Consider the following 20256-nt stretch of genomic DNA (forward strand, 5'->3'; position numbering starts at 1 on the left):
TTCCTTCTATGTACGACATCCGTTTCGCCGAACCTGGCGACCTCGGCGCCACGATGGCGCTGCTGGTCCGGCTCCAGGCCGACAACGCGCACCACATCGGTTACCTCGGTGAGACAAGCGAAGAGCTCCGCGCGGAGCTCGCCGAGTTCGAACCCAGCTGGGCCGACTGCACGGTGGTCGCCGTCGACGCCGACGACAACATCACCGGCATGCTCAGCGTGGAGATCGACTCTGAGCTCGGCCGCGCGTGGCTGCACGGACCGTTCGTCGACGTACCGGTCAACCACCCCGCGGGCAGCCGCATCTGGGATCAGACCGCCGACGCGATGTTCCGCCGCGCCACCGAGCTCCTCACCGGCGTCACCGATCTGGAGCTGTACGGGCACACCGCCCACCGACGACTGGCGGCGTTCGCCGAACGGCACGGCTTCTCAGCCGGCAAGGCGAGCGCCATACACGTACTGGACAACGGGGATCTGCGCTCGTTGCTGCTGAGGGACGCGAAGTGCCCCAGCGAACGTGAGATGCGCGTCCTCCCGACTGATGTGTTCGTGCACGAAGCCGTTGCGGTGCTGCACGAACGATGTTTCCCCCGCACGTACTTGTCCGGCAAACAACTCGTGGAATCCAAACCGGAGACCCGCACGGTCGTCGTCGCGATGGACGGCCAACGCGTGCTCGGGTACGCGGCGGGCAAAGCCCAACCCGAGGAGTACTACATCGATTTCGTGGCCGTCGAACCCGATGTTCGCGGCCAGGGCGTGGGTGCCGCGCTCGTCACCGAACTGCTGTGGAAGCTCGCGGCGGACCACGGTGCTCGACCGCAGGCCGCCGCGTCGATCCACTCCGGCAACGAGTCGTCGCAGAAGATGTTCGCCCGCCTAGGCTTTCGCCTTCACATCGAGCTCGTCGCCTACCGCCACACCGCGTGAGTGCCGCAATGACAGCAATCCACCGACGAGCAGGGTGACCGCCACCCCCAGGGGCGTGTTCCACCAGCCGGTCAGGGACTTCCGGGTCGCGTCGGCCTTCGCGAAGTCGATCGTCGGCGTGCTGCCGACGAACTTGACCCCGAGAATCACGAATCCGACGACGAGCACCGTCGACACGAACGCGATGATCGCGTCCACCTGCGTGACGCGCTTGAAGATGAGGCCGAGGAGGAAGGCCCCGAGCAGCGCACCGTAGGTGTAGCCGGCGATGCCCAGCGCCTGCACCACGATCGGATCGGCCGTGGTCTTGTTCGAGGAGGCGAACAGGCCTGCGCAGACGATCAGCAGGGCCGCCCACACGAGGGTCCAGATCCGGCCGTGGCGCAGGCGTTCGTCGTCGGTCATCGGGGTCTTGCGGATGCGTTCGTAGATGTCCGTGACCGTGCTGGAAGCCAAGGCGCCCAACGAAGACGACAGCGCGGCGGCGAGGATGCCGGCGATCACGAAGCCGGACAGGCCGCTCGGCAGGTCGTTGACGATGAAGTGGGCGAAGAGCTCGTCCTTGTTGTTGAGCTTGAGGTCCTTCACCGGGTCGACGCCGTTGTAGAACGCCCACATCATCACGCCGATGACGAGGAAGAACGCGAACTGCAGGAAGACCACGAAACCGGACGCGATCAACGCCTTCTGCGCGGACTTGACGTCCTTCGTGGCCATCAGCCGTTGCACGATCAGCTGGTCCGCGCCGTGCGAGGCCATCGACAGCAGCGCGCCACCGAAGAACGCCGCGATGAACGGGAAGGAGCCCGTCAGCGGGGACGACGTGAAGTCGAAGATCTGGAACTTGTTCAGGTCCGCGGCCTTGCTGAACCAGCCGTCCGGCAGCTGACCGGCCAGCACCCAGATCACCACGACGCCACCGAGGATGTACCAGAGCATCTGGATGGCGTCGACCCACACGACCGCACGCACGCCGCCGAAGAAGCTGTAGAACACCATCGCGATGCCCAGCGCGACCACGATCGCCCAGTACGACGCGGTGATCCCGTACTCGGCGAGCACGACCTTGATCGGGATCGCCGTCGCGAAGAGCCGGATGCCGTCCGCGAGCAGGCGGGTGAAGAGGAACGTCACGGACGCCGTGGCGCGCATGCCGTTGCCGTACCGCTTGCCCAGGAACGCGTACGCCGTGACGAGGTCACCGGCGATGTAGCGCGGCAGCAGCACGAAGCTGACGATGATCCGCCCGACGATGTAGCCGAGCGCGAGCGTCAGGTACGTCATGCCGCCCTGCGCGGGCGTGGCCATGTAGGCGATCACCGGCACGCTCAGGACGGTGAGCGTCGAGGTTTCCGCGGACACGACCGACAGACAGACGACCCACCACGAGATGCGCTTCTCGCTGACGAAGTAGTCGGTGGACGACTTCTGCCTGCCGCCGATCCACGTGCCGATCAACGGCATGCCGACGAGGAACAGGGCGATGATCGCCAGGTCTAGTCCGCGCACGTCGCTTCCCCCACTTTCAGCTTGGTCACGGCGGTGGTGACGGGCTCAGGCAACCGCAGCGGCCCGTTGCCGGGCGTGATGCTGCCGAGCAACCGCGGTCCGGACGCACCGGTCGCGGACGGCGTGTTGCCCGGAACTCCGTGCCACGTCAGGAATGCGAGCAGGGCGGCGAGGTAGGCCTCCTTGCCGTCCCTCGGCAGGCCCAGCGAGTCGCTGATCTTGAGCGGGATCGGGTCGAGCGCCTTCGTGAGCGCCTCGACCAGCACCGGGTTGCGCATCCCGCCGCCGGACGCGACCACCACGCTCGCGTCGTGCGCCCGGCAGGCGTCCGCGATGGTGCGGGCGGTCAGCTCCGCGAGGGTCCTGAGCATGTCCTCGGCCGGCACCGTCGGAAACCCTTGCAGGTACTCGGCGTTGAAGAGCTCCTTGCCCGTCGACTTGGGCCAGGGCTTCGCGTAGTACGGGTCGGCGAGGAGCTTCTTGAGGATGTCCTCGCGCGTTTGGCCACGGCTGGCGAACTCGCCGTTGGTGTCCTGGCGCCTCTGGCCGTGGGAGATGACCTCCATGACGGCGTCCATCAGCGCGTTGCCGGGGCCTGTGTCGTACGCGATCGGCGGGCTGCCCGGTCTGACGACGGTGATGTTCGCGATGCCGCCGATGTTCAGTGCGACCGCGGGGGCGTCACCGGCCAGCCAGAGCGCGTCGAGCGTGCTCGCCAGCGGTGCGCCCTGGCCTCCCGCGGCGACGTCTCGCACCCTGAGGTCCGCGACGACCGGGACGCCGGTCCGTTCGGCGATCCAGGCGGGCTGCCCGAGCTGCAGCGTGCCGAGGCAGTCGCCGTCCTGCACCTCGTGGTGGACGGTCTGCCCGAGCGAGCCGATCAGGTCGGCCGGCAGATATCCGGCGGCGACTTCACCGAAAGCCTGCCCGAGCGACGTGTCGAAGGCGCACACTTCAGCGAGGTCCCGGGGTTTCTCCAGCAGGTCCTTCGGGAAGGGGTGCTCGGCGTGTTGCACCGGCACGAGTTCGACGACGTCACCGCTGATCGACAGGTCGGCGACGGCCACGTCGATGCCGTCCATCGACGTGCCGGAAATCAGTCCGATCACCCTCACGACGTGTGGTCTATTCCACACCGCAGCCGGGCGCAAGAGCTTTGGTGAAATTTTCGCCTAATTGAGCAATATGTGGTTGACAGGTCACATGCGGGCCTGTGAAACCATGAGCCCGTGCCGACGTCTTCCCTTGTCCTGATCCTCGCCGTGGTGGCGGTCGTGCTGATCGCCGCGCTGGTGACCGGTGTGGTGCTGACGCGTCGCCGTCGCATCAGCCTGACCCAGAAGGACGAGGCGCCCCGGTCGGGCAGTTACCAGGCCTCGTCCGGCTTCACGCTCACTCCTGCCGCGCCCGACGCGTCCTCGGCCGAGGCGGTCGCCGGGGCGGAGGTGGCCGAGGTCGCGGAGGACACCGCGCCGGTCGAGCATCCGGTCGCAGAGCGGACCGAGGTCGACGGGCAGCCAGGCGTCGGGGACGACGCCTCGGTGCCGCGTGACTCGGTGAAGCGCGGGTTCGTCGAGGTCGACCTGCCGGAAGAGGCGTCCGAGGTCGAGGAGATCGAGCCGACCGCGGGACGGCTGGAGCGGCTGCGCGGGAAGTTGTCGAAGTCGCGCAACGCGTTCGGCACCTCGCTGCTGGGGTTGCTCGGGGCCGGCGACCTGGACGAGGACTCGTGGCAGGACGTCGAGGACACGCTGCTGATCGCTGACCTCGGGGCGGCTACCACCACCGAGATCGTGGAGACGTTGCGGTCGAAGATCGCTTCGGCCGGGGTGCGGACCGAGGCCGAGGCCGCCGCGTTGCTGCGGTCGGTGCTGGTGGATGCGTTGGGGCCGAAGATGGATCGGTCCTTGAAGGCGCTGCCGCATGCCGGTAAGCCCGCTGTGTTGCTCGTGGTGGGCGTTAATGGCGTTGGTAAGACGACTACTACGGGCAAGCTGGCTCGGGTGCTCGTGGCTGATGGGCGCACAGTGTTGCTGGGTGCGGCGGACACGTTCCGGGCTGCTGCGGCTGATCAGTTGGAGACGTGGGGGAAGCGGGTCGGGGCTGAGACCGTGCGCGGGCCTGAGGGTGGGGATCCGGCGTCGGTTGCCTTTGAGGCTGTCAAGCGCGGGGTGGAGACCGGGGTTTCCACGGTGCTGGTCGACACCGCGGGGCGGCTGCACACCAAGAAGGGCCTGATGGACGAGCTTGGCAAGGTCAAGCGCGTCGTCGAGAAGCAGGCTGTGGTGGACGAGGTCCTGCTGGTGCTGGATGCGACTACTGGGCAGAACGGGTTGACGCAGGCTCGGGTGTTTGCGGAGCAGGTCGACATCACCGGGATTGTGTTGACCAAGCTGGATGGGACTGCCAAGGGCGGGATCGTGTTCCAGGTGCAGCGGGAGCTCGGGGTGCCGGTGAAGTTGGTCGGGCTCGGGGAAGGGGCCGACCACCTGGCGCCGTTCGAGCCTGGGGCCTTTGTGGACGCGTTGCTCGGGTGACGGTCCGCTGGTGGTCGGGTTGGCACCGTCGGTTTCTGTTTAGGGATTCCGGGGCTCCGCCCCGGACCCCGCCCCGGACCCCGCCAATCTGATCAAGGACCAGTTCCACGCCGTGCGCGGGTTGATGGCACGCCAGTTGCGTTGGGCGGCGGCGCGTTGCGTAGGTGGTTGCGTTGGTGGTGTGGTCCCGTCACAAGCCGTACCAGGAGCGAGCCACAACGACTCGTGACGGGACCACACCACCGGAAACGCTCGCGAATAGCTAAGAGCCGGTGGCCTGGTCTGCCAGGCGCTTCGCTATGGCCAGCACCTCGGGGAGGATGCGGTTCACCGCGTCCTTGGTCAGCCTGCCCTCCGGGCCTGAGACTGACACTGCGGCCAGGGTTGGGCCGCCGATCACCGGTACCGCGATGCAGCGGACGCCCAGTTCCTGTTCGGACTCGTCCAGTGCGTAGCCGCGCGTTGCGATCTCGTCCAGCGAGTCGAGCAGTTCGGTGGCGTCGGTGATGGTGTTCGAGGTGTAGGCGGGTAGACCGGTGCGGTCCAGGAGCGCCTTCACCTCGTCGCGGGGGAGTTGGGAGAGCATCGCTTTGCCCACGCCGGTGCCGTGGGGGAGCAGGCGGCGGCCTACCTCGGTGAACATGCGCATCGAGTGCTTTGACGGGACTTGGGCCACGTAGACGACCTCGTCGCCGTCCAGGACCGCGAGGTTTGCGGTTTCCTCTACTGAGTCAACTAGTTGCGAGAGGAACGGGCGGGCCCAGGTGCCGTATTGGCGCGAGGCGGTTTCGCCCAGGCGGATCAGGCGGGAGCCGAGGGTGTAGCGGCGGTTGCTGTTCTGGCGGACGTAGCCCAGCGTGACGAGGGTGCGGATGAGACGGTGGATCGTCGGGAGGGGGAGGCCTGAGGTGGTGGCCAGTTCGGAGAGGGAGGCTTCGCCGCCTGCGTCGGCTAGGCGTTCTAGCAGGTCGAACGCCCTTTGCAACGACTGCACGCCACCTGTCGACACGTGCGACTCCTCTCGTTGCAGTTCCGCAATGCAAAAACTATAGTCCACACAGCAAAACCGAGAGAGGTGGATCCAGGTGCAGGTCCTCACTGACGAGGCTCTTGAGTTCGTGGCGAAGCTGCACGAGGCGCATGCCGCCCGCCGGGACGAGTTGCTCGGCCTGCGCAAGGAGCGGCGGGCCCTTGGATTCCTCGAGGAGACGCGAGGCATCCGCGAGGGTGAGTGGCAGGTGGCGGAGGCTCCTGAGGCGCTGCGGGATCGGCGCGTGGAGATCACTGGGCCCACTGAGCGGAAGATGACGATCAACGCGCTCAACTCGGGTGCGAAGGTGTGGCTGGCGGACCTCGAGGACGCGAACACGCCGCATTGGGACAACGTCGTGCAGGGGCAGGTGAACCTGTACGAGGCGGCGCGCGAGACGATCGCGTTCACCTCGCCGGAGGGCAAGGAGTACTCGCTCAAGGGCGGGCCGTATCCGACGATCGTCGTGCGGCCGCGTGGGTGGCACCTCGACGAGCGGAACCTGCAGTTCGGCGGCAAGAACGCTGTGGGTGCGCTCGTGGACTTCGGACTGCACTTCTTCCACAACGCCGAGTTGGGGCGGCCCTACTACTACCTGCCGAAGATGGAGTCGCATCTTGAGGCACGGCTGTGGAACGACGTGTTCACCACGGCGCAGAAGCTGAAGGGTGTTCCGCACGGCACCATCAGGGCGACGGTGCTCATCGAGACGATTCCGGCCGCGTTCGAGATGGAGGAGATCCTCTACGAGCTGCGCGACCACGCGTCGGGGCTCAACGCCGGTCGGTGGGACTACCTGTTCAGCGTCATCAAGTACTTCCGCGACGCGGGGGCGGACTTCGTGCTGCCGGACCGCAACAGCGTGACGATGACGGCGCCTTTCATGCGCGCGTACACCGAGCTTCTGGTGAAGACGTGTCACAAGCGCGGGGCGTTCGCCATGGGTGGCATGGCGGCGTTCATTCCGAACCGGCGTGATCCCGAGGTCACGGAGAACGCGCTGCGCAAGGTGCGCGAGGACAAGACGCGCGAGGCGACGGACGGGTTCGACGGGTCGTGGGTGGCGCACCCGGACCTCGTGCCGATCTGCCGCGAGATCTTCGACGGGGTGCTGGGCGACAAGCCCAACCAGATCGACAAGCAGCGGCCGGAAGTCGAGGTCACGGGCGCGCAGTTGCTGGACTTCAAGTCCGCGGGTGGTGGAGCTACTCGCGCGGGGCTGGAAAGCGCCGTTGACGTCGGGGTGCGGTACATCGCGTCGTGGCTGGGTGGCAACGGGGCGGCGGCGATCCACAACCTGATGGAGGACGCGGCCACGGCCGAGATCTCGCGCAGTCAGATCTGGCAGTGGATCAACAACAAGGTCGTGCTGGACGACGGCACCCAGGTCACCGCCGACGCGGTGCGGGAAGTGCTGGCGCGGGTGGGGAACGAGGTCGAGGGGCCGCACGTCGCGGCGGCTGTCGAGCTGTTCGAACAGGTCGCGTTGTCCGAGGACTTCGTCGACTTCCTGACGCTGCCGGCGTACGAGCGCATCTGATGTACGAGACATCGCTGTCGCCGGACGACGTGGCGCGGGTGACCGCGCGGTTGTCCACTGTGGAGCGTGACTGGCCGGTGGGGCGTCAGCCCGTGCACACGTGCTACGTGCCCGCCGGTCGCATCATCGGGACCACGATCGGCGACTGGGGGCGGGAGGCGCTGGAGTCGATCGAGCCGGACCTCCTGCCCGAACTGCCGGAGGGCGTGCTCGAACGCGTTCAGGCGAAGTTGCGGCGGGAGCCGATCGAAGATCTGCGGATCGACTTCGAGGACGGCTACGGCGCGCCCGAGGACGACGTCGAGGACATGGACGCCGAGAGCACGGCGAACCTCGTGTCGCGCTGGCTCTCGGAAGGCGTCGCGCCGCCGTCGTTCGGGGTGCGGATCAAGTCGTTCGACACCAAGGCGTTGCGCGAGCGCGGGCTGCGGACGCTGGACATCTTCCTGACAGCATTGGGAGAGGTTCCGCCAGGTTTCGTCATCACTTTCCCGAAGGTGACATCTGCCGACCAGGTCGAGGTGTTCGGCGAGGTGCTCGACCTCTTCGGGAAGGATCTGAAATTCGAGATCCAGGTCGAGACCACGCAGTCCGTTGTGGATGGAGAAGGCCGGCTGGCGATCCCGCGGTTCATCGAGGCGGGCCGCGGCCGGGTGACAGGTCTGCACTTCGGCACCTACGACTACACGGCTGGCTGCGGGTTGTCTGCGGCACAGCAGCACCTCGCGCACGGCGCGTGTGACTTCGCGCGGCACGTCATGCAGGTTTGCGCTGCTGGAACGGGTGTGCGGCTGTCGGACGGCTCCACCAACGTGCTGCCCGTCGGCGACCAGAAGCAACACGGCTGGGACACGCACTACCGGCTGGTGCGACGGTCGCTGGAACACGGTTTCTACCAGGGTTGGGATTTGCACCCGGCACAATTGGTGACACGTTATGCGGCTGTTTACGCGTTCTACCGCGAGGGATTGGACGCGGACGCCACAAGGCTGAAGTCCTATGTGCAGCGCGTCTCGGGAGGCGTTCTGGACGAGCCCGCGACCGCCCAGGCGTTGTCGTCGTTCTTCCTCCGTGCGGTGGACTGCGGTGCACTCGATCCGGTGGAAGTGCAGGTGGCGACGGGTCTGGACGAGTCAGCACTGAAGGGGCTCGTCGCACGATCGGTCTGACCGGGTCATCACCCGTTCGTGTGGTTCTGTCAATGGGTGTCGAATGTTGTCGGCAATGGGTGCAGGGTGGCTGGCATGAGCATGCGTGCTGGCCTTTGGACCGGGCTACCCGACCTCGACGCGGCGGAGCACAAGTATCAGGTCGTCGCGTGCGAAGCGGATGTGGACACGTTGATCCGCCTGCTCGGCAGGCCGGAGTGCAACGACGGTTCGCTCGACCACTTCGGGCGGGCGCTCACCGCCGAGGGCGATCCCGACCACAACGTCGTGCTCGCCGTGCGCGGCGGGTGGGGCTACATGTACTTCGTCGACAACAGTTTCATGGGCTGGCCCAAGGGGTCGGAGGAAGCCCCGTACGTCAACGAGAAGTACACGGACTTCCCACCCGGCGTCGGCGTGCCGCTCAAGCTGTACAAGCAGTTGCTCATCGAGTTCATGACGACCGGGGAACGCCCGACCGGAGTGGACTGGTACTCCGAGGCGGACCTCTTCCACTCGTGGCGTGACCAGCAGATGGCCCTGCGCACGACCGAGAACCGGTGACCCTCAGCTGATCGCTGGTTCAATGGGCCCATGAAGGCCGTGGTGATAGGTGGGGGAATCGCCGGCTTGCTGGCGGCGCGTGTGCTGGGCGAGTCTCACGATGTCGTTGTCCTGGAACGGGACAAGCTGTCCGACGAACCCGAGTACCGGGCGGGTGTACCGCAGGGCAGGCACGTGCACGGGTTGCTCGTGCGCGGTGGCGAGCTCATGGAGGAGCTGTTCCCGGGGCTGCGCGAGGAACTCGTGGCCGCAGGGGCTCCGCTGGTCGACGCCGGGGACATGCGGATCCTCAACCCGCTCGGATGGCTGGCCACCACGCGGACCGGCTTGCCGCTGCTGTCGTTGAGCCGCCCGTTGCTGGAGACCTGCATCCGGCGCCGCGTCACCGCGAAGATCGTGGACGACGTGCACGTCACCGGGTTGTCGTTCCGCGACGGAAACGTGGACGGCGTGCTCACGCGCGACGGCAGGATCGAGGCGGACCTGGTCGTCGACGCGTCCGGGCGGTCGTCGAAGCTGCCGGCCTGGCTCGCCGAGGCGGGGATCGCGGCGCCGGAACCCGAGGTGGTCGACTCCCGCACCGGGTACGCGACCCGGATCTACACCGCGCCGCAGGACTTTCCCGTGGTGTACGCGCAAAGCCTGTCGGCTCCGGACATCACGCGCGGTTGTGCGGTGATGCGCATCGAGGGTGACCGGCTGATGGTCACCGCGCAGGGTGCCGCCGACGATCACGCGCCGCGGGACCTCGACGGCTACCAGGAGTTCCTGGACTCGTTGCGGGTGCCGATCTCGGAGCTGCTCGCCGAGGCCGAGCCGCTCACGCCGGTCTACCTGTTCGCCCGCACCGCCAGTCGCCGCAACGCTTTCGAGACCACCGCGAACTGGCCCGGCGGCCTGGTGGCGGTGGGCGACGCGGTGTGCGCGTTCAACCCCGTCTACGGGCAGGGCATGACCGTGGCGGCGATGGAGGCGCTGTTGTTCCGGCAGCACAACGACTTCAGCGCCAAGGGGTGCCGGGCGTTCCAGCGCAAGGTCGCGAAGGCCGCGCAGGGGACGTGGGCGATGTCCAGCAACGCCGACCGCAGCTGGGCGGAGACCAAACGTGGCGGCGTGCTCGGCTGGTACCTCAAGAAGTGGCAGGCCGGGATCGTGCACGACCCCGACCTGTTCCGCCGCTTCGTCCGGGTCGTGCACATGGTCGCCTCGCCGGCGAGCCTGTTCAACCCGATGGTGTTCAGAAGGCTGGCAAAGTACTCCAGGCAAGACCGGCGTCCGGCGCGTCGTCCCGGAGGATCGAGCCCTCGATGAGGCCGTACGGGCGGTCCGCGGCGTAGAAGACCTCGTTGTCGTTCTCCAGCCCGAACGCGCTGAGGTCCACCAGGAAGTGGTGCTTGTTCGGCATGGACAGGCGTACCTCGGCGACCTCCGAGCGGGCGTTCAAAACTGCCTCGCCCATCGCGTACAGCGTCTGCTGCAACGACAGGGAATGCTTGTCCGCGAACGTCTTCAGCATGATCGACCGGATCTCGGTGAACGACTTCGCCCAGTCCACGTCGGTGCCGGCGTAACGCCAGCGCGCCGTCACCGACGTCGCGAGGATGCGGTCGTTCGTCTCCTTCAACGTCGTGTACGGGTCCTTCGGGTAGCCGTGGAACTCCGAACCCGTCGACTTCAGCACCACGAGGTCGCGCACGCCCGACACGACCCACGCCTGTGAGCCCTCGATCGTCACGGCGGTGGTGCGCTTCTCGTTCGACCCCTGCGAGAACGCGTGGTCGTGGCCGTCGATGCGCTCCCAGGCGTGCTCGTCGATCAGGATCCGCGCACCGGAGATGGCTTCCTGCGTGCCGACGAAGTGCCGGCCCAGCCGCAGCGCGAAGTCCTCGATCTCGCCGACCGGCGCCTCCTTGGCGAAGGCGTAGACGGTGTTCTTCTGCGTGTCGGTCGCGAGCACCTTGGCGTTGTCGCCGGTGAGGTGCGTGTCGGCCAGGTCTCCGCGCAGCGAGGTGCTGACGGTCAGGTCTTTGATCGTGTGCACGGAACCGTTGCGCGACACCGTGACGAGGCGGTTCTCGGCTTTTCCGTACTGGTTCGGGCCCAGGACGATGGCCATGTTCTCAGCTCCCGATCAGCTTCTGCAGCCGCAAGGCGGCGATCTTCGCGAGTTCGTCGTTGACGACGCGGAGCTCGGTTTCCGGCGGGTTGTCCATGCGTGAGGACAGGTTGCCGAGCATTTCCGCGCCGCTCAGGCCGGTCGCGCACACCAGGTAGATGTGCCCGAACCGATCCTCGTACGCCGCGTTCGCAGCCGCCAGGCGATCAGCCTGGGAGCTGTCCACACCGGACTGTTCGGACCGCGACCACTTCGCCGACACCCCACCTGTCTTCTGTCGTTCGCCGATGCGCGGGTGCCCGGCGATGGCGCCGAGCACCTCCTCGTCGGAAAGTCCTTGTGCGGCAACCGAAGAAGCCGCGAGGAGTGCATCCGTCGACGCGTATGGCCTGCCCGCCACTATCGCGTCGACCCAGCGGGGTACCGCGAGGCACTCGGTGAGGAGAGGTCGAAGGTCGGCCTCCGGGGCGCTGTTGAAGCTGTCCACGTCTCTCCAAGTTTCTGTATCGCGGAATCTAACTTCCACATTCTTGACCTGGGCCGCGCGGAATGTCTAGTGTCTCCGTTGTACGGAATCTAACTTCCGCAATGTGGAAGGACCCCTCAGTGATGTTCGACGCCAACCTCTCGATGCTCTTCACCGAATTGCCGTTGCTGGAGCGCCCACAGGCGGCGCGGGCCGCCGGGTTCGACGCGGTCGAGGTCTGGTGGCCGTTCGCGGACGCCGTACCCGAGACGCGCGAGATCGAGGCGTTCGAACGTGCCGTCGAGGACGCCGGCGTGCGTCTGGTCGGCCTCAACTTCTTCGCGGGTGACATGCCCGCGGGCGATCGCGGGCTCGCGTCCTGGCCCGGCCGGGAGACCGAGTTCCGGACGAACGTCGAGATCACCGTCGCCATCGCGGCCCGCCTCGGCTGCCGCACGCTCAACGCGCTGCACGGCAACTTCGAGACCACCGCGCAGACCATCTCGAACTACCGCTTCGCCGCCGACATCGCGGCAGAGGCCGGCGCGCAGATCGTCATCGAGCCGCTCAGCGGCGCGCCCAAGTACCCGATCAAGACCGCCCAACAGGCGTTCGACGTCATCGAAGAGATCGACCGCGGCAACGTGAAGCTGCTCGCCGACCTCTACCACCTCGCCACGAACGGCGACGACCTCGACCTCCTCGCCGACCACGTCGACCTCATCGGTCACGTGCAGATCGCTGACGCTCCCGGACGCGGTGAGCCCGGCACCGGCGAGCTCGACATCTTCGGGCATCTCGCGAAGCTCCGCGCCAACGGCTACACGGGCTTCGTCGGCGCCGAGTACAAGCCCGTCACCCACTCCTTCGCTTGGAGGGATCAAGCATGACCCGCCCAAAGGGATCCACTGTCGGTTTCATCGGCCTCGGCATCATGGGCAGCCCGATGGCGGCCCACCTCGTAGCCGCCGGGCACGACGTGACGGGCTTCGACCTCAGCTCGGCCTCGCTGGAGAAGCTCGTCGCCGACGGCGGCAATGCAGCGGCATCCGCCCAGGAAGCCGTGACAGGCGCCGAGGTCGTCATCACGATGCTGCCGAACCACCCGCAGGTCGAAGCGGTGATCGACGAGGTCACGTTCGACGACGGCACGTTGCTGATCGACATGAGCACGATCCGCCCGTCCACGTCGATCGAGATCGCTCGGAAGCTGTCGAACGTCCGCGTGCTCGACGCACCGGTCAGCGGCGGCCAGACCGGTGCGGTCCAGGCGTCGCTGAGCATCATGGTCGGCGGCAACGAAGCCGACTTCGCCGCCGCCAGGCCGTTCCTGGAGGTCGTCGGCAAGACGATCGTCCACGTCGGACCGCACGGCGCCGGCCAGGTGGTGAAGGCCGCGAACCAGCTGATGGTCGGCGGCATCTACGCCCTGGTCGCCGAGTCGATCGTGCTGCTCGAGGCGTCCGGCGTGGACCCCAAGGCGGGCCTGGACGTGCTCGCGGGCGGTCTCGCGGCGAACCGGATCCTCGACCTCAAGCGCGAGTCCATGATCGCGCGCGAGTTCCAGCCCGGCTTCCGGATCGACCTGCACCACAAGGACATGGGCATCGCACTGGACGCGGCACGCGCCGCCGACGTCGCGCTGCCGGTCACCAACCAGATCGCCGCACTGGTCGCGGCGGCACGCGCGCAGGGTTACGGGTCGCTCGACCACTCCGCGCTGCTCAAGGTCATCGAGAACTTCGCGGGAAGGGCCTGAAATGCCGAAGATCCCAGTCATGCAGGCGGTCGTCGAGGTCCTCAAGTCAGAGGGCATCGACACCGTGTTCGGCTGCCCCGGCGCCGCGATCCTGCCGCTGTACAAGGCGATGGAGCAGGACGGTTCCATCGAGCACCTCATCGTGCGGCACGAGGAGGGCGCCACGCACATGGCCGACGGCTGGTCGCGCACGACCGGCAACGTCGGTGTCGCGATCGGCACGTCCGGTCCCGCCGGTACGAACATGATCACCGGGCTCTACACCGCGCAGGCCGACAGCGTGCCGATCCTGTGCATCACCGGCCAGGCCGCGGTGTCGAAGCTGCACCAGGAGGCGTTCCAGGCCGTCGACATCGTGTCGATCGCCGCGCCCGTCACCAAGTGGGCGGTGCAGGTCAAGGAAGCCGCGCAGATGCCGTGGATCTTCCGCGAGGCGTTCCGGATCGCCCGCTCCGGACGGCCCGGCCCGGTGCTGATCGACCTGCCGATCGACGTGCAGAAGCAGGAGATCGAGTGGGACTCGAGCATCGACGAACCGTTGCCCGTCCCCAAAAGCGTGCCGTCCGACGCGCGGGTCGAGCGGGCGCTGGAGATGTTGCTCGCCGCCGAACGCCCACTGCTGCTCGCCGGTGGCGGTGTCATCCTCGGCGAGGCGTCCGCCGAACTGCTGGACCTGGCTGAGTTCCTGCAGATCCCGATCCAGGCCACGTTGATGGGCAAGGGCGCGATCGACGAGGACCACCCGCTGTACGCGGGCATGACCGGCATCCAGACCTCGCAGCGCTACGGCAACGCGTCGTTCCTGGAGTCGGACCTGGTGCTGGCGCTCGGCGCGCGGTTCGGTGACCGGCACACCGGTGACCTCGCGACCTACCGCGGCGACCGGAAGTTCATCCACGTCGACGTCGAACCGACGCAGATCGGCAAGGTGTTCGGGCCGGACCTCGGGATCGTCGCGGACACCAAGCTGTTCCTGCAGGCGTTGCTGGAGAAGGCTCGTGAACGGGGGCCGCGCGCCGCCGGCGAGTGGGCCGACCGCTGCCAGGAGCTCAAGCGCACTCTGCTGCGGCGCGAGGACTTCGACACCATGCCGGTCAAGGCGCCGCGGGTGTTCAAGGAGATCAACGACTTCTACGGCCCGGACACCTACTTCGTCACGGCCATCGGGCTCTACCAGATCTGGTCCGGCCAGCACCAGAAGGCGCACAAGCCGCGGCACTACCAGGTCTGCGGCCAGGCCGGTCCGCTCGGCTGGGAGATCCCGGCGGCGATCGGCGTGAAGAAGGCCAGGCCCGATGCCGAGGTCGTGGGCATCGTCGGCGACTACTCGTTCCAGTTCCTCGTGGAGGAGCTCGCGGTCGGCGCCCAGTACGACGTGCCGTTCGTGCTGATCATGCTGAACAACGAGTACCTCGGCCTGATCCGGATGGCGGAGGACCACGGTGGCTACGACATGAAGTACGAGGTCGACATCCACTACGACACCAGCGGCTCGGACAACGTCAAGATCATGGAGGCCTACGGCTGCTCCGGCATCCGCGTGGCCGATCCCGGCGAGATCCGCGGTTCGCTGGAGTGGGCGCGCAAGGAGGCCGACAGGACCTCCAGGCCGGTGCTCGTGGAGATCATGATCGAACGCGAGGGCAACACCGCGAACGGCACGTCGATCGCCGCGATGAAGGAATTCGAGCCGCTGCCGTGACACGAGTGGTCCCGAAAGTGATCGTTGCGCCGGACAAGTTCAAGGGATCGCTCACCGCCCCGCAGGTCGCTGCCGCCGTCGCGCGCGGCCTGCGGGAGGCGGTCCCGGACGTGGACGTGCGCCTCCTCCCGGTGGCCGACGGCGGCGACGGCACCGTCGACGCCGCCGTCGCCGCCGGGTTCATGAGGGTCGGCCGATGGGTGGCCGGGCCTCTGGGCAAGCCCGTTCCCGCGTCGTTCGCGGTGCGCGGCACGACCGCCGTGGTCGAGGTGGCCTCGGCGGCCGGGCTCACGTTGCTGGAGACGCCGGCGCCGCTCGACGCCACCAGCCACGGTGTCGGCGAGCTGCTGAAGGCCGCGCTGGACATCGGCTGCACCACGATCGTGCTCGGGCTGGGCGGCAGCGCGTGCACGGACGGCGGCGCCGGAATGCTGGAGGCGCTGGGCAAGGCCTCGTTCACCGGCGTCGACCTGGTGCTGGCCTCGGACGTGGACAACCCGCTGCTCGGACCGTCCGGTGCGGCGGCGGTCTACGGGCCGCAGAAGGGTGCTTCACCCGAACAGGTGGAGATCCTCGAAGCCCGGCTCGAAGCGTTCGCCCAGCGGGTCGGGCCGGAGTACGCGGCACGACCGGGCGCGGGTGCGGCGGGCGGGATCGGGTTCGCGGCGCTGGCGGTGCTCGGCGCGCGGTTCCGGCCGGGCATCGAGGTGGTGCTGGAACTGGCCGGATTCGCCGAGGCAGTCGCGGAGGCGTCGCTGGTGATCACCGGCGAGGGGTCGCTGGACGCGCAGACCCGGCACGGCAAGGCGCCGTACGGGGTGGTCAGGGCCTCCGGGGACGTGCCGGTGGTCGCGGTGGCGGGTCAGTGCTCGGTCGAACCCGGTGACCTCGGGTTGAAGGCCGCCTACGCGCTGTTGGACGTCGAACCGGACGTCACGAGGTGCATGGCCCAGGCGGACCCGCTGCTGGCTGATCTCGGCGGTCGCATCGCCCGCGACTGGGTGTCAGAGTGAGGGACATGGACCTGGTCTTCCGCGCCCGCAGGGTCATCACCCCTCAGGGCGAGATCGCCTGCGACGTCGGTGTCGTCGACGGCAGGATCGTCGCCGTCGAGCCGTTCATCGACTCGCCGAACATCATGCATCTCGCCGACGACGAGGTGCTGTTGCCTGGCCTGGTCGACACGCACGTGCACGTCAACGACCCTGGCCGCAGCGAGTGGGAGGGCTTCGAGACGGCGACGAAGGCCGCTGCCGCCGGTGGCGTCACCACGATCATCGACATGCCGCTCAACAGCATCCCGCCCACGGTCGAGGTGGCGGCGCTGGAGATCAAGCGCAAGGCCGCGGCGGCCGTGTCGGTGGACGTCGGGTTCTGGGGCGGCATCATCCCCGGCAACCTCGCCGACCTGAAGCCGTTGCACGAGGCCGGTGTCTTCGGCTTCAAGTGCTTCCTGCTGCACTCGGGTGTCGACGAGTTCCCCGCGGTGACCAAGGCCGAGCTCGAAGCGGCACTGAAGGAACTCGCCACGCTCGACGCGTTGACGATCGTGCACGCCGAGGACGCCCACACGGTTCGTGACGCCGAACCGGACTACGCGGGGTTCCTCGCGTCACGGCCGCGCGAAGCCGAGAACCGGGCGATCGCCGATGTCGTCGAGCTGACCCGCAGGACCGGTGCCCGTACGCACGTGCTGCACCTGTCGTCGTCGGACGCGTTGCACATCATCGAGGGGGCGCACCGCGACCGGCTCCCCGTGACCGCGGAGACCTGCCCGCACTACCTCACGTTCACGGCCGAGGAGATCCACGACGGGCAGACGGAGTTCAAGTGCTGCCCGCCGATCCGCGAGGCGTCGAACCGCGAGGCGTTGTGGCAGGGGCTGCGCGAGGGCGTGATCGAGCTGGTCGTCAGCGATCACTCGCCGAGCACGGTCGAGCTGAAGGAAGGCGACTTCGCCACGGCGTGGGGCGGGATCGCGTCGCTGCAACTCGGCCTGCCCGCGGTGTGGACCGGGGCGCGGGAACGGGGTTTCCAGCTCACCGACGTCGTCCGCTGGATGGCCGTGCACCCGGCGCGTCAGGTCGGGCTGGAGACCAAGGGCGCCATCGAACCGGGCAAGGACGCCGACCTCGTGGTGTTCGCACCGGACGAGACTTTCGTGGTGGACAAGAACAAGCTCCACCACCGCAACCCCGTCACGCCGTACCACGGGCGCACGCTGCACGGCGTTGTGCGCCAGACGTGGTTGCGCGGCAAGGAAATCAGTACAACGCAGGGCAAGTTGCTACGCAGAGGAGAAGCATGACCGAGTGGACCCGGCTGCCCGATCTCGCCTCACGTGCGGTCGGAGGTGGTGTGGTGTGGGCGAACGACGAGCTGTTCGCCGAGCGGGAGAACCTGATCAAGCCCGCCGAGCCGGTCTACCAGACCTACACCTTCGGTCACAAAGGCCAGGTCTACGACGGCTGGGAGACCCGCCGCCGCCGTGAGGCCGGCGTCGACCAAGCGGTGATCCGGCTCGGGATGCCGGGTGTCGTGCGCGGAGTCGTCGTCGACACGGCGTTCTTCAAGGGCAACTACCCGCCGTTCTGCTGGGTCGAAGGTGCTCAGGTCGACGGCTATCCGTCCGCCGACGAGATCACCGAGTGGTTCCCGTTGGTCGAACGCTCCGCACTCAAGGGCGACGACAAGCACTACTTCGACGTGAGCGAAGGACGCCGTGTCACGCACGTACGCCTGACCATCGACCCCGACGGCGGCGTGGCCCGACTGCGCGTGCACGGCGAACCGCTCGCCGACCCGCGTCTGCTCGTGGGCGGCATCGACCTCGCCGCGCTGGAGAACGGCGCGGTCGTCACGGGGTGCAGCAACATGTTCTACAGCTCGCCCAACAACCTGATTTCCCCTGGTCAGGCCACGGTCATGGGCGAGGGCTGGGAGACCGCGCGCCGGCGTGACGACGGCAACGACTGGGTGTCGCTGCGGCTCGCCGCACCCGGCGTCGTGCAGCTGGTCGAGCTCGACACCAGTCACTTCAAGGGCAACGCGCCGGGCTGGGCGTCGGTCAGCGGCTGCGACGAGCGCAAGGACCCGGAGGCGTGGTTCGACCTGCTCCCGCGCACCCGGTTGCAGCCGGACACGCGGCACCGGTTCGTCGTGGACGGCACCGAGGCGACTCAGGTGCGACTCGACATCTATCCCGACGGAGGCATGGCACGCCTCCGAGTGCTCGGCACCCCTACGAGTGATGGTCTATCCCACCTGCGGACTATGTGGGCCAAAACGACTAACTGACGGTGGTTGTACGACCACAGTCTGATTCTTTTCCCTACCTCGGTTGGTTGCCTACGTCACACGATCGGTGGAAGCGTTTCCTCTCGCAAGATCGGGGATCTAGGGAGGAAATCCACATGCAACCGATGATGCGCGCCCTCGGGGCCGCGCTCGCGAGTTCTGCATTGGTTCTGGGCATGACGCCGCTCGCGTTCGCGGCTCCGGAAGGGCAGCCGGAGTTCAAGGTCGGCGCGATCGACTGGAAGCCGTGCGAAGAGGTGCCGACCGTCGAGTGCGGCTTCTTGACGCTGCCGATCGACTACAGCAAGCCGAACGGGGAGAAGTTCCAGCTGGCCGTCTCGCGCAGAAAGGCGAGCGACCCGGCCAAGCGCATCGGCGCGATGGTCATCAACCCCGGCGGACCCGGTGGTTCCGGCGTCGACTTCTCGATGTTCGCGGACCGCTACTTCAGCAAGGACATCATCGACAAGTTCGACGTCATCGGGTTCGACCCGCGTGGCGTCGCGCGCAGCGCGCCGATCAAGTGCTCGGCGGAGGTGCTGCAGCGGCAGCCGTCCGACTACCCGAAGAGCAAGGCCGAGTTCGACAAGCTGGTCGAGTTCAACAAGGAGCTGCGCGCCGACTGCCGCAAGGTGTCCGGCGCGATCTTCGACCACGCCTCGACGTTCGACGTCGCGAACGACATCGACTCGATCCGTCGTGCGCTCGGCGAGAAGAAGATCAACTACTACGGCGTCTCGTACGGCACGATCATGGGCCAGCACTACGCGGCGCAGTACGGCCAGAACATCCGCGCGATGATCATCGACTCCAACATGGACCACAGCCTCGGCACCTGGAAGTTCGTCGAGACCGAGGCCCGCGGTGCCGAGGACATGTTCAACGAGTGGGTCAAGTGGAGCGACCGCACGCCGACCTCGCCGTTCTACGGCAAGGACCTTCGCAAGATCTGGAAGGACCTGCTCGCCAAGGCGGACCGCGGTGAGGTGACCGACCCGAACGGGCGCAAGATCACCGGCCAGGAGCTCGGCGGCTCCGTGGTGGGCATGGGCTACGGCCCGGCCTTCAAGCCGTTCGCCGACTTCGTCGCGTCGCTCGTGCAGGGCACGCCGGCTGCCGCTCCGGCGGGCTTCGCGGCGGGTGAGACGTTCGAGAACCCGTTCGCGGGCATCTTCTGCAACGACTACAACCTGCGCGTCGGCTCGTGGGGCGAGTACCAGGCGCTCTACGCCATGGAGAACCGCGTCGCGCCGAACACGCGTGGTTCGTCGCTCGGCCACGGCGCCACGATGGGCTGTGTCGGGTTCCCGAAGGCCACGAACCCGCAGCGCCCGCTGAAGATCAAGAACGCACCGAAGATCCTGATGACCAACGCCAAGTACGACCCGGCGACGGTCTACGAATGGGCGGTCAACGCGCACCGTCAGACCCGCGACACCACCGTCTTCGTCACCTACGAAGGCTGGGGCCACGGCGTCTACGACCGCAGCGAGTGCACGCTGAAGATCAACGACGAGTACCTGACGTCGCTGAAGCTGCCGCGCAACGGCACCTCGTGTGCCGCTGTCGAGCCGCCGGCCCAGGCGTCGATCCTGACGGCCAAGCGCCCGGTGCCGGCTGGACCGTTCTCGGTTCGCTAAAGACCAGGTCGTGAGC

General features: G+C 67.5%; 18 protein-coding genes. 13 read left to right on the top strand and 5 right to left on the bottom strand.

The window, feature by feature from the left end:
• Positions 1 to 8 precede the first annotated feature (8 nt).
• Positions 9 to 932 (top strand): GNAT family N-acetyltransferase, encoded by a 924-nt coding sequence (locus ACWGE0_RS17635; RefSeq protein ID WP_452261936.1) that lies wholly within the window; start codon positions 9 to 11, stop codon positions 930 to 932.
• On the opposite strand, the gene ACWGE0_RS17640 is transcribed toward ACWGE0_RS17635, so the two are convergent.
• Both ACWGE0_RS17640 and ACWGE0_RS17645 read right to left on the bottom strand, forming a co-directional pair.
• Complete coding sequence (locus tag ACWGE0_RS17640) at positions 882 to 2441, bottom strand: sodium:solute symporter (protein ID WP_452261937.1); 1560 nt, start codon at positions 2439 to 2441, stop codon at positions 882 to 884. The genes ACWGE0_RS17635 and ACWGE0_RS17640 overlap by 51 nt on opposite strands.
• Positions 2429 to 3556 carry an anhydro-N-acetylmuramic acid kinase gene (locus tag ACWGE0_RS17645; protein WP_452261938.1) on the bottom strand — a complete coding sequence of 376 codons (1128 nt, stop codon included), beginning with the start codon at positions 3554 to 3556 and terminating at the stop codon, positions 2429 to 2431. Before ACWGE0_RS17645 ends, ACWGE0_RS17640 begins: the two co-directional genes overlap by 13 nt.
• 114 nt (positions 3557 to 3670) lie before the next feature.
• Here ACWGE0_RS17645 and ftsY point away from each other — a divergent pair, with 114 nt between their 5' ends.
• Positions 3671 to 4978 (top strand): signal recognition particle-docking protein FtsY, encoded by a 1308-nt coding sequence (ftsY, locus tag ACWGE0_RS17650; protein WP_452261939.1) that lies wholly within the window; start codon positions 3671 to 3673, stop codon positions 4976 to 4978.
• Positions 4979 to 5240: 262 nt separating this feature from the next.
• Here the strand turns inward: ftsY and ACWGE0_RS17655 are convergent, their stop codons facing one another.
• Positions 5241 to 5987, bottom strand: a complete 747-nt coding sequence (locus ACWGE0_RS17655; protein ID WP_452261940.1) for an IclR family transcriptional regulator — start codon at positions 5985 to 5987, stop codon at positions 5241 to 5243.
• A 76-nt stretch (positions 5988 to 6063) separates the two neighbouring features.
• On the opposite strand from ACWGE0_RS17655, the gene aceB reads away from it, so the two are divergent.
• The 4 genes from aceB to ACWGE0_RS17675 all read left to right on the top strand — a co-directional run bounded on the left by aceB (position 6064) and on the right by ACWGE0_RS17675 (position 10571).
• On the top strand, positions 6064 to 7548 hold the full coding sequence (gene aceB / locus ACWGE0_RS17660) for a malate synthase A (RefSeq protein WP_452261941.1): 1485 nt from the start codon (positions 6064 to 6066) through the stop codon (positions 7546 to 7548).
• Complete coding sequence (locus ACWGE0_RS17665) at positions 7548 to 8717, top strand: DUF6986 family protein (RefSeq protein WP_452261942.1); 1170 nt, start codon at positions 7548 to 7550, stop codon at positions 8715 to 8717. Before aceB ends, ACWGE0_RS17665 begins: the two co-directional genes overlap by 1 nt.
• Positions 8718 to 8792: 75 nt before the next feature.
• Positions 8793 to 9260 (top strand): Imm1 family immunity protein, encoded by a 468-nt coding sequence (locus ACWGE0_RS17670; protein ID WP_452261943.1) that lies wholly within the window; start codon positions 8793 to 8795, stop codon positions 9258 to 9260.
• 30 nt (positions 9261 to 9290) lie between these two features.
• Entirely contained in the window at positions 9291 to 10571 is a 1281-nt protein-coding gene (locus tag ACWGE0_RS17675; RefSeq protein WP_452261944.1) for an FAD-dependent oxidoreductase, read from the top strand.
• On the opposite strand, the gene pucL is transcribed toward ACWGE0_RS17675, so the two are convergent.
• Positions 10498 to 11376: a factor-independent urate hydroxylase gene (gene pucL, locus ACWGE0_RS17680; protein ID WP_452261945.1), complete on the bottom strand. Its 879-nt coding sequence runs from the start codon at positions 11374 to 11376 to the stop codon at positions 10498 to 10500. The genes ACWGE0_RS17675 and pucL overlap by 74 nt on opposite strands.
• Before the next feature lie 4 nt (positions 11377 to 11380).
• Complete coding sequence (uraD, locus tag ACWGE0_RS17685; protein ID WP_452261946.1) at positions 11381 to 11902, bottom strand: 2-oxo-4-hydroxy-4-carboxy-5-ureidoimidazoline decarboxylase; 522 nt, start codon at positions 11900 to 11902, stop codon at positions 11381 to 11383.
• Positions 11903 to 11985: 83 nt separating this feature from the next.
• Here uraD and ACWGE0_RS17690 point away from each other — a divergent pair, with 83 nt between their 5' ends.
• From ACWGE0_RS17690 to ACWGE0_RS17720, 7 genes are all read left to right on the top strand, one after another.
• Positions 11986 to 12732: a hydroxypyruvate isomerase family protein gene (locus tag ACWGE0_RS17690; protein WP_452262089.1), complete on the top strand. Its 747-nt coding sequence runs from the start codon at positions 11986 to 11988 to the stop codon at positions 12730 to 12732.
• Entirely contained in the window at positions 12729 to 13601 is an 873-nt protein-coding gene (locus tag ACWGE0_RS17695) for an NAD(P)-dependent oxidoreductase (protein ID WP_452261947.1), read from the top strand. Before ACWGE0_RS17690 ends, ACWGE0_RS17695 begins: the two co-directional genes overlap by 4 nt.
• Position 13602: 1 nt before the next feature.
• On the top strand, positions 13603 to 15303 hold the full coding sequence (gene gcl / locus ACWGE0_RS17700; RefSeq protein WP_452261948.1) for a glyoxylate carboligase: 1701 nt from the start codon (positions 13603 to 13605) through the stop codon (positions 15301 to 15303).
• A gap of 20 nt (positions 15304 to 15323) precedes the next feature.
• Positions 15324 to 16316: a glycerate kinase family protein gene (locus ACWGE0_RS17705; protein ID WP_452262090.1), complete on the top strand. Its 993-nt coding sequence runs from the start codon at positions 15324 to 15326 to the stop codon at positions 16314 to 16316.
• A 5-nt stretch (positions 16317 to 16321) separates the two neighbouring features.
• Complete coding sequence (gene allB / locus ACWGE0_RS17710; RefSeq protein ID WP_452261949.1) at positions 16322 to 17611, top strand: allantoinase AllB; 1290 nt, start codon at positions 16322 to 16324, stop codon at positions 17609 to 17611.
• Entirely contained in the window at positions 17608 to 18600 is a 993-nt protein-coding gene (gene alc, locus ACWGE0_RS17715) for an allantoicase (RefSeq protein ID WP_452261950.1), read from the top strand. The genes allB and alc overlap by 4 nt, the downstream gene beginning before the upstream one ends.
• Positions 18601 to 18716: 116 nt before the next feature.
• Positions 18717 to 20240, top strand: coding sequence for an alpha/beta hydrolase (locus ACWGE0_RS17720; RefSeq protein ID WP_452261951.1), 1524 nt, complete (start codon positions 18717 to 18719; stop codon positions 20238 to 20240).
• The last annotated feature ends 16 nt before the right edge of the window (positions 20241 to 20256 follow it).

The sequence above is a fragment of the Lentzea sp. NPDC054927 genome (genome assembly GCF_053610285.1).